This is a genomic window from Brevundimonas sp. FG8, from assembly GCF_057808845.1.
Genome location: NZ_JBMDIU010000014.1, coordinates 52,459 through 64,614, shown reverse-complemented (window position 1 = coordinate 64,614; position 12,156 = coordinate 52,459). Strand labels below are relative to the sequence as shown.

The window sequence follows — 12,156 nt, the reverse complement described above, 5'->3', positions numbered from 1 at the left end:
CGATCGTGCCGATGTTGCAGTGCGGCTTCGTGCGTTCGAACTTTTCCTTGGCCATGGCCAAAACTCCTGTGGCCCGGAAGGGGGCGATGGATCAGCGATAGAATTCTGGAGCGGGTAGACGGAATCGAACCGACATATTCAGCTTGGAAGGCTGCTGTACTACCATTGTACTATACCCGCGCGGAGACTGCGTCGGGCCCATCTTCCGAAGAAGAGAAGGACCTCCGCAGCCGACCCGATATGGGGTCCGGTCCCTCGTTTCGAAAGCGCGTGGTGGGGGAAGCAGGACTCGAACCTGCGAAGCTTACGCAGGGGATTTACAGTCCCCCCCCTTTGCCGCTCGGGACATTCCCCCAGCGCGCTTTTCAAAACCGACGGACCATCTCGTCAGGGACCTTTCGGTTCCCGCCGCGATAAAGCCTCTCGTGATCCGCGACCGCCTGGGATAGGAGGTGCGCCAGACCCGAAAGCCCTCAGGGCTCCAAATCGGAGGGCGTCTTATAGTGTCGAGAATTTCAGAACGCAATGACCGGAAATCGGGCAAGAAAGCGGCCCCTTCCGGCAGGCCCGGCGGGCGTTTGAGCGGGTCCGCCCCTCAGGGCGGCAAAGGAAATAATCGCGGCGACTGGAGCCCCGAGCGCGGTTCGTCGCCCCGAGGTGATTCCACGCCCGCTTCGTCGAACCGCGCTCCGCGGGGAAACAGGGTCGACGCCGACAACTGGCTGTGGGGTCGTCACCCGGTTCTGGCCGCGCTCGCCAACCCGTCGCGCAAGGGCATGGGCCGTCTGCTGGTCACCGCCGACCGCGCCGAGGAGATCGAACGCGACCGTCTGGCCCCCAACGGCCACCGCGCCGAAATCATCGACGGTCCGGCCCTCGCCCGCATGCTGCCCGCCGGAGCGGTCCATCAGGGCATGGCCTTCAAGGTCGCCCCGCTGGAAGGCGTCGCGCTGGAGGACATCGCCGAAGACGCCTCAGGCGTCATCGTCATGCTGGACCAGCTGACCGACCCCCAGAACGTCGGCGCCATCTTCCGCTCGGCCCTCGCCTTCGGGGCCAGGGGCATCGTCGTGCAGGACCGCCACTCCCCCGCGCTCGCCGGCGCGCTGGCCAAGGCCTCGGCCGGAGCGACCGAACGCCTGCCCTGCGCCCGCGTGACGAATCTCAGCCGCGCGCTGGAGAAGCTGTCCGACATGGGCTGGCGCGCCATCGGCCTGGACGGCGCGGCCGACCTGACGCTTGAACAGGCCCTCGACGCCCAGCCCACCGTTATCGTCATGGGCTCGGAAGGCGACGGCGTCCGCCGTCTGGTGGCCGAGCACTGCGAGGCCATGGCCAGGATCCCCATGCCCGGCGGCTTCGAAAGCCTGAACGTCTCCAACGCGGCGGCCATCGCGCTTTATGAGGCGGCGCGAAAACAGGCGGGATGACGGCTGACAGAATGCCGCACCGACGCTAGAGAGCGCTCATGGAATTCCTCAGCTCTCCCGAACTCGGCTCCCAACTGACCGCGCTGGGTCAGGTGGTCATGATGGACCTCGTGCTGGCCGGCGATAACGCCGTCGCCGTGGGTCTGGCCGCCGCCGCCCTGCCGCAGGAGCAGCGCAAGAAAGCCATCCTGATCGGTCTGGTCGCGGCCGTCGTCATGCGCATCGGCTTCGCGCTGGTGACGGGCTGGCTGATGGGCCTGATCGGCCTGCTGCTGGCGGGCGGCTGCCTGCTGCTGTGGGTCTGCTGGAAGATGTGGCGCGAACTGCGCGAGCAGGCGACCCACGATCAGGCCGAGGCCGAGAAGGAACTCGAACTGGCCCTAAGCATCGAGCACGGCACCGGTCCGTCGCCCGAGGAACTGGGCCTGAAGCGCAAGACCTTCGGCGCGGCGCTGGTCCAGATCATGATCGCCGACATCACCATGTCGCTCGACAACGTGCTGGCCGTCGCCGGCGCCGCGCACGAGCATCCCTGGATCATGGTCTTCGGTCTGGTCCTGTCGATCGGCCTGATGGGCGTGGCGGCGACCTATATCGCCAAGCTGCTGCACCGCTTCCGCTGGATCGGCTACGTCGGTCTGGTCATCGTCCTGTACGTCGCCCTGCACATGATCTGGGACGGCTACCGCGCCACCGTGGTCCGCACCGGGAATCTGGCCCAGCACAACGCCGCCATCCCGGCCTTCCTGCAGATCAAGCCCGACGAGGTGGCCAAATTCTGCAAGGCTGAGCCTGAGGGGCCCAAGCGCACGACCTGCCTGACCCAGCCCGGCGCCACCCCCGCGGACCAGCCTCCGCCCCTGACCGTTCCGGCGACCTGAGCCATGAGCACCGCGCCCCGCACCCCATTGCAGTCCGTCGTGCGCCAGATGTCGTTCGCCACCGGCGTGGCGGCGGCCCTGTCGATCACGGCCTGTCAGCAACAACCGCCCAAACAGCAGGCCTCCACCCGCATCTGCACCGACCCGTCGGGCGCGCGTATCCCCGACGAGAACTGCCACCGCAGCGGCGGCGGTGTCGGCTCAGCCGCCCTCTGGTATTTCGGGGCGGCGGCTCTGGCCCGCACCGCCTACGGCCAGCGCGCCACCGGCGGCAGCTACACCGCCCCGGAAAGCAGCCGGGGCTTCGGCGCCACCGCGCGCGGCACCGCGGGCGGCTGATGCGGCGTCAGGCGCTCACGCCCCGCCCCGACTGGCGCGAGCGGGTCGAGGCCCTCGGCCTCGTCTGGCACACCGCCGCCGATCAGCCCTACTGGAACGAGGCCGCCTGCTACCGCTTCGACCGCCGTCAGATCCGCCAGATCGAGCAGGCGACCGAAGAGCTGTACCAGCTGTGCCTGACCGCCGGTCAGCACATCGTCGACCAGAACCTGTTCCACCGGTTCGGCATCCCCGACTTCGCCGTCCCCCTGATCCGGAAGGCGTGGGACGAGGAGCCGCCGGCCCTCAACTACGGTCGGTTCGACCTCGGCTATGACGGCGTCTCGCCGCCCAAGATGTTCGAGTTCAACTGCGACACCCCCACCTCCCTGCTGGAGGCGGCGGTCATCCAGTGGGACTGGCTTGAGGCCGTCTTCCCCGGTCAGGACCAGTTCAACGGCATCCACGACGCCCTGATCGCCCGCTGGCGCGAGATCGCCCCCGCCCTGCCCCAGCCCGTTCACTTCACCTGGGCCGAAGAGGGCGCGGCGGAGGACGCCGTCACCGTCGCCTATATGGCCGATCTGGCCCGCGAGGGCGGCGTCCAGAGCCTGCCCGTGCCGATCCACCGCATCGAATGGACCGGCCTGCGCTTCGCTGATCCGACCGGCAATCCGATCAAGGCCCTGTACCATCTCTATCCGTGGGAATGGCTGGTCCGCGAGGGCTACGGCTCACGCATCGCCCACGCGCCCAATCTCTGGATCGAGCCGATCTGGAAGATGATCTGGTCGAACAAGGCCCTGCTGCCGATCCTGTGGGACCTGTTCCCCAACCACCCCAATCTGCTGGAAGCCGCCTTCGAGCCCCTGCCCGGCGACCATGCGCGCAAGCCGATCCTCGCTCGCGAAGGCGCCAATATCTCCATTGTGAAGGACGGTCAGGTGGCCGAGGCCACCGGCGGCGACTACGGCGACGAAGGCCATGTCTGGCAGCGCCTCTACGACCTGCCCGACTTCGACGGCCATCGCCCGGTGATCGGCAGCTGGATCGTCGACGGGGCCGCCGTCGGCATGGGCATCCGCGAAGCCGGACTGATCACCGGCAACACGGCGCGGTTCGTGCCGCATGTGATCGAAGGTTAGGACAGCCCCTGCAACGAGCCCTCGTCAGTAGCGGTAGTCATCTCTCACTCGTCGCATGAAATCACCGGCTGACTCCGGTTGCAGACGTTGACCTTCGGTGGCCTTGCGCAGGTCTTCGAGTGCGATCCGCGTTCTGGCGGGCTGAGAAGCCTTCGGCTGTATGGCCGGCTTTTCCTGCTTCATCTTCCCAGCCCAGCTCCGCCGCCAGAGAGGCATCCTTGGCACGACAGGCTCACCGCGTCAGGAAGTAAGCCTCGCCCAGATGGCCGTTGGCGCCGCAGTAGGGACGCGAACCGCCCTGCCCGCTCGGCGCGATTTCCTCGACCTTCAGATAGCCCTGATACAGCGACAGGCGGATGCGCCAGCCGTCGCCGCCATCGAGGGTGATGACGCGATCTCCGACCTGCCCCCTGCCCGAGACCTCGCACAGCCAACGGGCGTTGACCGGGTGGGCGGCGCTGATATCGACCGAGACCTGCCCCTTCTCCAGCGTGCGAATTTCGACCGAGCCCGCCGCATTGCGCCAGAGGCCCTGCATATGGGTCGCCGGACGCGTCTGCAGCCGGTCCAGGAAGGCGATCCGGTCGTCCATCCGCGCCGCCAGATCCGGGAAGTCGCGGAAACCGCCGCGCGTGCTGTTCTCCTGCCACTCGTCGCGGGCGCCGAGGAACCACCGCTGGTCTCGCGTCAGGGCCTCGCGCATCGGCGGCGTCATCGCTCCGCGCACGGCGACGTAGCGATCCGCCAGCCCCCGATCCAGCCGCCCCAGCCGGGCATCGGCGCAGATGGCGTGCTCCGCCGGGGTCGAGGCGCGCGCGCAGTTGAACGAGGGCTGACTGACCTGCGGCGCGGTGGTCAGCGACAGGGCGAGAGCGAGGGTGGCGAACATACAATGCCTTCTTCAGGTTTCACCCGAAGCAACGCCGCAAGCGTCACCGCGCTCCACGTCTACGAACAGATGAAGCGCTTAAGCTTCCGCCCCGCCGAACCGCGCGGACCACTCCGCCACCTGTTCGTCCTCGATCTTGGCGAACAGGACGCTGGCGGCGGCGACCGGCTGACCGACGGGCAGCAGGTTGAACAGATCCGCGTCCGCCGACGGCCACGACAGGTCGGTCGAGCCGACCGTGGCGGCGATCTTCTCCGCCGAGGCCGGGATGATCGGGGCGGCCAGACGGGCGAACAGGGCGACCAGATTCAACGCCAGACGCGTCGCGGTCTCGGCCCGCTCCACATCCGTCTTGAACGCCGTCCACGGCGCCGCGACCTGGAGATACTCATTGCCCAGCACCCAGACGGCGCGGATCGACTGCGCGGCCTTGCGGAACTCCATGTCTTCCAGATTGGCGGTCGCCTCGGCGATCCCGGCCTTGATCTGGTTCAGGAAGTCCTGATCCACGTCGGTCAGCGCCCCGCCCTGCGGAACGACGCCGCCGAACTTCGACTCGGTGAACTTGACGATCCGGTTGACGAAATTGCCAAGCACGTCGGCCAGGTCCTTGTTCGTCGTCGACTGGAACTGCTCCCAGGTGAAGGCCGCATCGGAATGCTCCGGGCCATAGGCCGTCAGGTGCCAGCGCCAGTAGTCGGCGGGCAGCAGCTCCAGCGCCTGATCCATGAAGACGCCGCGCTTCTGGCTGGTCGAGAACTTCCCGCCGTACCAGTTCAGCCAGTTAAAGGCTTTCAACTGGTCGACCATCTTCCACGGCTCGTCCGAGCCGATGATCGTCGCCGGGAAGCTGACGGTGTGGAAGGCGACGTTGTCCTTGCCCATGAACTGGACGTAGCGGACATCGTCGGCGCCCTCGTCGGTGCGCCACCAGCTGCGCCAGTCGCCACCCGTCGCATTGGCCCATTCCTCGGTCGCGCCGATGTATTCGATGGGGGCGTCGAACCAGACGTAGAAGACCTTGCCCTCCATGCCCGGACGCGGCCCGCCGTCGGGCCCGACCACCGGCACGCCCCACTTCAGGTCGCGGGTGATGCCCCGGTCGATCAGGCCTTCGTCAAGGTGCTTGTAGGCGATGGATTTGGCCAGCGTCTGCCAGTCGGTCTTGGTGCCCACCCAGTCACGGATCGGCTGCTCGACCCTGGTTTGCAGCAGGTACAGGTGGCGGGTGTCGCGCACCTCGAGGTTCTTCGACCCAGAGACCGACGAATACGGATCAATCAGATCGGTCGGGTCCAGCAGGCGGCCGCAGTTGTCGCACTGGTCGCCGCGCGCGCCGACGAAGCCACAGTGCGGGCAGGTGCCCTCCACATAGCGGTCCGGCAGGAAGCGGGCGTCGTCGATCGAATAGATCATCCGGTCGACCCGCTCCTCGATCAGCCCCTTCTCCTCCAGCACCTTGGCGAAATGCTGGGTCAGGCGGCGGTTCGGCTCGTTCGAGGACCGGCCGAACCAGTCGTAGCTCAGGCCGAATGCTTCACCCGCGGCCTTCTGGATTTCGTGCTGTTCGTCGCAATAGGTGCGCACATCCTGCCCGGCCTTGGCGGCGGCCAGCTCGGCCGGGGTGCCGTGCTCGTCGGTGGCGCAGATGTACAGGACATCATGCCCCTGCCCGCGCTTGAACCGCGCCCACACGTCCGCCGGCAGCATCGAGCCCGCCAGATTCCCCAGATGCTTGATGCCGTTGATGTAGGGCAGCGCCGAGGTGATGAGGATGCGGGACATGGATTCCGGGGAGGGACTAGGGATCAGGGACCAGGGATTAGTCTGGTTAGTGGCGAGTGCGAACCGATACCGCAACCCCGCCGCCCACCTAATCCCTAATCCCTACTCCCCAATCCCTTGCTGCAGCCGCCGCGCCACCCTCACGAACCGCCCGGTCAGCAGGCTGCCCGACACCAGACTGGCGATGATCACCGCCCAGACGAGACCATCGACGCCGATCTGGTGGGCCAGCACCCAGCCCAGCGGCATCATGATCGCGCCATAGGCGAAGAAATGCATGATCGTCGGCCACCAGACATCGCCCGCGGCGCGGTTGGCCTGCGCCGCCACGACCTGGATGCCGTCGGCCACGAAGAACAGGGTGGCCAGCACCAGCGCCGGTCCGGCGATGGCGATCAGGGCCGGATCGACCGTATAGGCTCGCACAAGCAGCCCCGCCGTCGGCCAGATGATCAGGGCCACCAGCAGAGCCAGCGCCGTCACCACCCCGATCCCCGCGAAGCCCGCGCGCAGCACGCCCTCGCGGTCCCGCGCGCCATAGGCGCGGCCGACCAGCACCGCCGTCGCCGACGACAGCCCCATCGGCAGCATGAAGACGATGGCCGACATATTGATCACGATGGCCCAGCTGGCGGTCTCGTTGGCGCCCAGCAGGCCCGCGATCACCGTCATGGCGGCGAAGGCGCCGACCTCGATGAAGTTGGATGCGCCCGCGCCCAGCCCGACCTTGACCTGCTCCCGCTCGGTCTCGCGATCCCGCGCGGGCCGCTTCCACAGGTTCCAGCTCTTCGCCTCGGGCAGACGCAGGATGTAGATGACGAGGACGGCCGCCAGCGCCAGTCGCGCCCCGAACGTCGCCCAGGCCGAGGCCACCGCACCGTTGACGCCCAGCCCCAGCAGGTCCGGCACCAGCAGCAGGTTCAGGCCGATGTTCACGCCGTTCGCCACCCACATGGCCCACATGCCGGGCTTGGGCTTGGACAGGCCCTCCAGGAAGAACTGGGCCGCCACCGAGATCAGGTAGAAGGGCATGGACACGGCGAAGACCACCAGCGGGCCGGACGCCCCGGCGCCGAGGCCTTCCTCGAAACTGACGTTGTTCATCACCCACGGACCGAGGAAGGCCAGCGCCAGCATGGCGGCGATCCCGATCTGCAGCGCATAGACCAAGCCCCGGCGCAGCACCGCGCCGATCTCGCCGTGCCGCCCCTCGCCGCGCAGGCGGGCGGTGACGATCTGCACGCCCATCATCAGGCCCACGGCGGTCGTCAGCACCACCGACGACGGCGCCCAGGCCAGCGAATGATAGGCCAGCTCGCGCGACGCGTAGTGGCCGACCACGATCGCGTCGGTCAGCCCCATGGTCATGATGCCGATCCGCGCCAGCACCACCGGCCAGGCGAGATTCAGCAGTTCCTTCAGGGTGGCGCGGGTCTTGTCGTTCAGGGCGATCATGGGACGCGGCACAGGCCACGCCCCCGCCGCCGGGTCAACCGGGTTTGGGAGCGCCCGACATAAGCGCTCCTTCTGACCGGCTCAGCCGTGCTTCGCCACCAGCTTGCCGAACGCCGCCATGATGCTCGTCAGGAAGGTCTTGGTCCCCTCGACCTTCACCTCGCCCTTGTCATCGAAAAGCTCGCCCGCATTGCCGATATAGGCCTCGGGCTGTTGCAGGGTCGGCATGTCGAGGAAGACCAGCGACTGGCGCAGGTGGTGGTTGGCCCCGAACCCGCCGATGGCGCCGGGCGAAACCGTGACGACGGCCGCGGGCTTGCCCGACCAGATGCTGTGGCCATAGGGGCGCGAGCCCACGTCGAGGGCGTTCTTCAGCGCGCCCGGGACCGAACGATTGTACTCCGGCGTCACGAAGACCACCCCGTCCACGCCCCGCATCTCGTCGCGGAACCGGGTCCAGGCGGCGGGCGCGGCCTCTTCCAGATCGGGATTGTACAGCGGCAGGTCGCCGATCTCGACGATCACGCCCTCCAGCCCCTCGGGCGCCTGACGGATCAGCGCCTCGGCCGTTAGCCGGTTCAGGGAGCCCTTGCGCAGGCTGCCGACGATAAAGGCGATTTTGCTCATGGGAGGCTCCTTCGGGACGACCGCCGTCCTGCCCCTGATCTGGCGCCGCGCGGTCCGGTGGACAAGGGCGCGATGCAACGCCTAAACCTCACCCCATGCCGAAGCTGACCTCCGCCATCGACACCGCCTCCGCCGCCTTCAAGGCGCTGGACGCCCACAACCGCGCCCTGCGCGATGAACTTTACGAGAAGGTGGCGAAAGCCGGGCGCGGCGGCTCGGACGCCAGCCGCGAGCGCCACGTCTCGCGCGGCAAGCTGCTCCCACGGGATCGGGTCGAGCGCCTGCTGGACCCCGGCTCCCCCTTCCTCGAGATCGGCCAGTTGGCCGCCGGGGGCATGTATAATGACGAGGCGCCGGGCGCGGGCATGATCTGCGGCGTCGGCCGGGTCTCTGGCCGCGAGGTCATGATCGTCGCCAACGACCCGACCGTGAAGGGCGGCGCCTACTTCCCGATGACGGTGAAGAAGCACCTGCGCGCCCAGGAGATCGCCGAGCAGAACAACCTGCCCTGCGTCTATCTGGTCGATTCCGGCGGGGCCAACCTGCCGCACCAGGCCGAGGTCTTTCCCGACCGCGACCACTTCGGCCGCATCTTCTTCAACCAGGCCCGCATGTCGGCCAGGTCGATCCCCCAGATCGCCTGCGTCATGGGCTCCTGCACGGCGGGCGGCGCCTATGTCCCGGCCATGTCGGACGAAACCGTCATCGTCCGGGATCAGGGCACCATCTTCCTGGCCGGTCCGCCGCTGGTGAAGGCCGCGACCGGCGAGGTGATCTCGGCCGAGGAGCTGGGCGGCGCCGAGACCCACGGCCGCAAGTCCGGCGTGGTCGACCATGTCGCCGAGAATGACGAGCACGCGCTGGAGATCGTCCGCTCCATCGTCGCCAACCTGAACACAGTGAAGAAGGTGGATCTGGACGTGCGCGAGCCGCGCCCGCCCGCCCTGCCCGCCGAACAGCTGTACGGCATCATCCCCGACGACGTCCGCGCCCCCTATGACGTGCGCGAGGTCATCGCCCGCATCGTCGACGGCTCGGAACTGGACGAGTTCAAGGCCCTGTACGGCACGTCGCTGGTCTGCGGCTTCGCCCGCATCTGGGGCTATCCGGTCGCCATCCTCGCCAACAACGGCGTCCTGTTCTCGGAAAGCGCCCAGAAGGGCGCCCACTTCATCGAACTGGCCTGCAAGCGGAAGATCCCCCTGCTGTTCCTCCAGAACATCTCGGGCTTCATGGTCGGCGGCAAATACGAGGCCGAGGGCATCGCCAAGCACGGCGCCAAGCTGGTCACCGCCGTCGCCAGCGCGGAAGTCCCGAAATTCACCGTCCTGATCGGCGGCAGCTTCGGCGCCGGCAACTACGGCATGTGCGGCCGCGCCTACAGCCCCCGCTTCCTCTTCACCTGGCCCAACAGCCGCATCTCGGTGATGGGCGGCGAACAGGCCGCTTCGGTCCTCGCCACCGTCCACCGCGACGCCGACAGCTGGACGCCCGAACAGGCCGAAGCCTTCAAGGCCCCGGTCCGCCAGAAGTACGAGGACGAGGGCAACCCCTACTATGCCTCCGCCCGCCTCTGGGACGACGGCGTCATCGACCCCGCCCAGACCCGCGACGTCCTCGGCCTCGCCATCAGCGCCAGCCTGAACGCCCCGATCCCGGAGACGACCTTCGGCGTGTTCCGGATGTGATGTAGCTCGGGCGCATCCCAAGGCGGCTTCGCGCGTACTGTAAAGTTCCTTCCCGCCAGTCCGGAGTAACCGTCCATGATATCCGCCCCGTTCGCCGCCCTCCTGATCACCGCCTTCGCGCCGTCGGTCGACACCCCGACCTTCCCCGCCGACTTCCATGGCCGCTGGGACCTCAGCGCCGAGGCGTGCAATCGCGATGAAAGCGGCACGGCCCTGACCATCAACGCGCGCCAGATCATCGGCTACGAGGACACCTCGACCCTGAAGTCGGCCCACGTCCTCGACGGCGGTTCGCTACACGTCTTCGTGGACAACGAATCCGCCGACGGCGACCGCGAGATCCAGATGGTCATCTGGCGCAGTTCCGACGGCGGCGAGTGGCTGAACATCGAAGGCGATTCCCGTCCACGCGCCGTCCGCTACGCCCGCTGCGGCGCGTGAAACTGGCCGCCCGTCATCTGCTGTGCGCCGGTCTGGCCCTCCTGGCCGGACCGGCCCTCGCCGCCTCCGGGCAGAATGGCCCACCGGTCATCCCCGAGCGCTTCCACGGCGACTGGAGCAGCGACCTGTCGAAATGCGGTGACCGTGAGAGCGGCCTGAACCTCAGCATCGACGCGGGCTTCATCACTTATTTTGAAGCCGCCGACACCGTCCTCGCCGTCCGCCCCGCCGAACTGGACGGCATCAACATCCACGTCCGGCACGAGGACTACGACGGTATGGAGGAAACATACCGCACCCTGATACTGTCGGATGATCGACAGACGCTCAGCTTCACCTACGGTGGCGGTCCCGAGTTCGTCGCCTACCGCTGCCCCCAAGGAAAACAAGATGGCTGACAAGCCCACCGAAACCCAACCCGAAGACGCCCTCGACATCACCGACGCCGAGGCCGCCGAGATCAACGCCATCGCCCATCCGCTGGTCGCCGATCCGGCGCCGGATGCGAACGATGATCTGGTCCAGATCGACGCCACCGCCGACGGCGTGGTCTTCGTCACCATCAACCGCCCGCACAAGCGCAACGCCTTCGACGCCGCCGTCATCGGCGCCCTGCGTGAGGCGTTCGAAACCCTGCACGGCGCCGACAAGGTGCGTCTGGTCTTCATCCGCGGCGCAGGCGGCACGTTCAGCGCCGGCGCCGACATGGGCTGGATGAAGGACGCGGCGGGCTGGTCGGAAAGCGACAACCGCGACGACGCCATGAGCCTGGCGCGGATGCTCAAGGCCCTGCATGACGTTCCGGCCCTGACCTGCGCCATCGTCGAGGGCTCAGCCATGGGCGGCGGCGCCGGCATCGTGGCCGCCTGCGACATGGCCGTGGCCGTCGAGGGCGCCCGCTTCGCCTTCTCCGAGGTCAAGCTGGGCCTGATCCCGGCGACCATCGCCCCCTATGTGGTCGAGGCCATCGGCGCCCGCCGCGCGCGCCAGCTGTTCCTGACCGCCAACATCTTCGACGCCGACTACGCTGCCCACGCGGGCCTGATCGACATGGTCCTGCCGGAAGGCTCTGTGGACGAGTTTATCTCCATGCTGACCGACAGCCTGTCGGGCAACGCGCCGGGCGCCATGGGCGACGCCAAGCGTCTGGTCCACTACGTCGCCGCTCACGACAAGATCGACGGCGGCCTGATGGACGAAACCGCCAGGCGGATCGCCCGCGCCCGCGTCTCCGAAGAAGGCCAGGAAGGCGTCGCCGCCTTCCTCGAAAAACGCGCCCCCAAGTGGGCGGAGTAGGAAACCCGCCGTGGAGCGCGGACCTCCAGGTCCGCGCTCCCGCTGATGCACGGTCCGAGGTGTCGGAAGTGATTGGTGATTGGTGATTGGTGGGGGGCGGGTTCAAGGCCGCTGTCTGCCTTGCTTGCATCGGCGCCCATGGCATCGAACCACAAATCACTAACCACCAATCACTTGCCATTCGCGCCACATCCGGATGTG

Annotated in this window: 12 protein-coding genes and 2 tRNA genes; 8 read left to right on the top strand and 6 right to left on the bottom strand. The window is 67.7% G+C overall.

The features are described 5' to 3' along the window. Positions 1 to 106: 106 nt before the first annotated feature. Positions 107 to 180 (bottom strand) — tRNA-Gly (locus ACODRV_RS16365). Positions 181 to 271: 91 nt separating this feature from the next. After that, positions 272 to 355: transfer RNA gene (locus ACODRV_RS16360), tRNA-Tyr, on the bottom strand. A 223-nt stretch (positions 356 to 578) separates the two neighbouring features. Between ACODRV_RS16360 and rlmB the strand changes: the two genes are divergently transcribed. Genes rlmB through ACODRV_RS16340 form a run of 4 tightly spaced genes read left to right on the top strand, consistent with a single transcriptional unit; the run spans position 579 to position 3,774 of the window. Then, positions 579 to 1,430 (top strand): 23S rRNA (guanosine(2251)-2'-O)-methyltransferase RlmB, encoded by an 852-nt coding sequence (gene rlmB / locus ACODRV_RS16355; RefSeq protein WP_240811631.1) that lies wholly within the window; start codon positions 579 to 581, stop codon positions 1,428 to 1,430. 38 nt (positions 1,431 to 1,468) lie between these two features. After that, the gene (locus tag ACODRV_RS16350) at positions 1,469 to 2,311 is read left to right on the top strand and encodes a TerC family protein (protein ID WP_488909046.1); all 843 of its coding nucleotides are present in this window, start codon (positions 1,469 to 1,471) and stop codon (positions 2,309 to 2,311) included. Between the two features lie 3 nt (positions 2,312 to 2,314). Beyond that, on the top strand, positions 2,315 to 2,650 hold the full coding sequence (locus ACODRV_RS16345) for a hypothetical protein (RefSeq protein ID WP_488909045.1): 336 nt from the start codon (positions 2,315 to 2,317) through the stop codon (positions 2,648 to 2,650). Further along, complete coding sequence (locus ACODRV_RS16340; protein ID WP_488909044.1) at positions 2,650 to 3,774, top strand: glutathionylspermidine synthase family protein; 1,125 nt, start codon at positions 2,650 to 2,652, stop codon at positions 3,772 to 3,774. Before ACODRV_RS16345 ends, ACODRV_RS16340 begins: the two co-directional genes overlap by 1 nt. Before the next feature lie 232 nt (positions 3,775 to 4,006). Here the strand turns inward: ACODRV_RS16340 and ACODRV_RS16335 are convergent, their stop codons facing one another. The 4 genes from ACODRV_RS16335 to ACODRV_RS16320 all read right to left on the bottom strand — a co-directional run bounded on the left by ACODRV_RS16335 (position 4,007) and on the right by ACODRV_RS16320 (position 8,530). Next, a complete protein-coding gene (locus ACODRV_RS16335) occupies positions 4,007 to 4,663 on the bottom strand; it encodes a lysozyme inhibitor LprI family protein (protein ID WP_488909043.1) in 657 nt (218 codons plus the stop codon). 78 nt (positions 4,664 to 4,741) lie between these two features. After that, complete coding sequence (metG, locus tag ACODRV_RS16330) at positions 4,742 to 6,448, bottom strand: methionine--tRNA ligase (RefSeq protein ID WP_488909042.1); 1,707 nt, start codon at positions 6,446 to 6,448, stop codon at positions 4,742 to 4,744. 102 nt (positions 6,449 to 6,550) lie between these two features. Next, positions 6,551 to 7,915 carry an MATE family efflux transporter gene (locus tag ACODRV_RS16325; protein ID WP_488909041.1) on the bottom strand — a complete coding sequence of 455 codons (1,365 nt, stop codon included), beginning with the start codon at positions 7,913 to 7,915 and terminating at the stop codon, positions 6,551 to 6,553. Between the two features lie 69 nt (positions 7,916 to 7,984). Beyond that, positions 7,985 to 8,530 carry an NADPH-dependent FMN reductase gene (locus ACODRV_RS16320; RefSeq protein WP_488909040.1) on the bottom strand — a complete coding sequence of 182 codons (546 nt, stop codon included), beginning with the start codon at positions 8,528 to 8,530 and terminating at the stop codon, positions 7,985 to 7,987. Positions 8,531 to 8,625: 95 nt separating this feature from the next. Between ACODRV_RS16320 and ACODRV_RS16315 the strand changes: the two genes are divergently transcribed. From ACODRV_RS16315 to ACODRV_RS16300, 4 genes are all read left to right on the top strand, one after another. Then, positions 8,626 to 10,218, top strand: a complete 1,593-nt coding sequence (locus ACODRV_RS16315) for a carboxyl transferase domain-containing protein (RefSeq protein WP_488909039.1) — start codon at positions 8,626 to 8,628, stop codon at positions 10,216 to 10,218. Positions 10,219 to 10,293: 75 nt separating this feature from the next. After that, positions 10,294 to 10,659, top strand: a complete 366-nt coding sequence (locus ACODRV_RS16310) for a hypothetical protein (RefSeq protein ID WP_141627226.1) — start codon at positions 10,294 to 10,296, stop codon at positions 10,657 to 10,659. Next, complete coding sequence (locus ACODRV_RS16305; protein WP_488909038.1) at positions 10,656 to 11,057, top strand: hypothetical protein; 402 nt, start codon at positions 10,656 to 10,658, stop codon at positions 11,055 to 11,057. Before ACODRV_RS16310 ends, ACODRV_RS16305 begins: the two co-directional genes overlap by 4 nt. Next, the gene (locus tag ACODRV_RS16300; RefSeq protein WP_488909037.1) at positions 11,050 to 11,955 is read left to right on the top strand and encodes an enoyl-CoA hydratase-related protein; all 906 of its coding nucleotides are present in this window, start codon (positions 11,050 to 11,052) and stop codon (positions 11,953 to 11,955) included. The genes ACODRV_RS16305 and ACODRV_RS16300 overlap by 8 nt, the downstream gene beginning before the upstream one ends. Positions 11,956 to 12,156 lie beyond the last annotated feature (201 nt).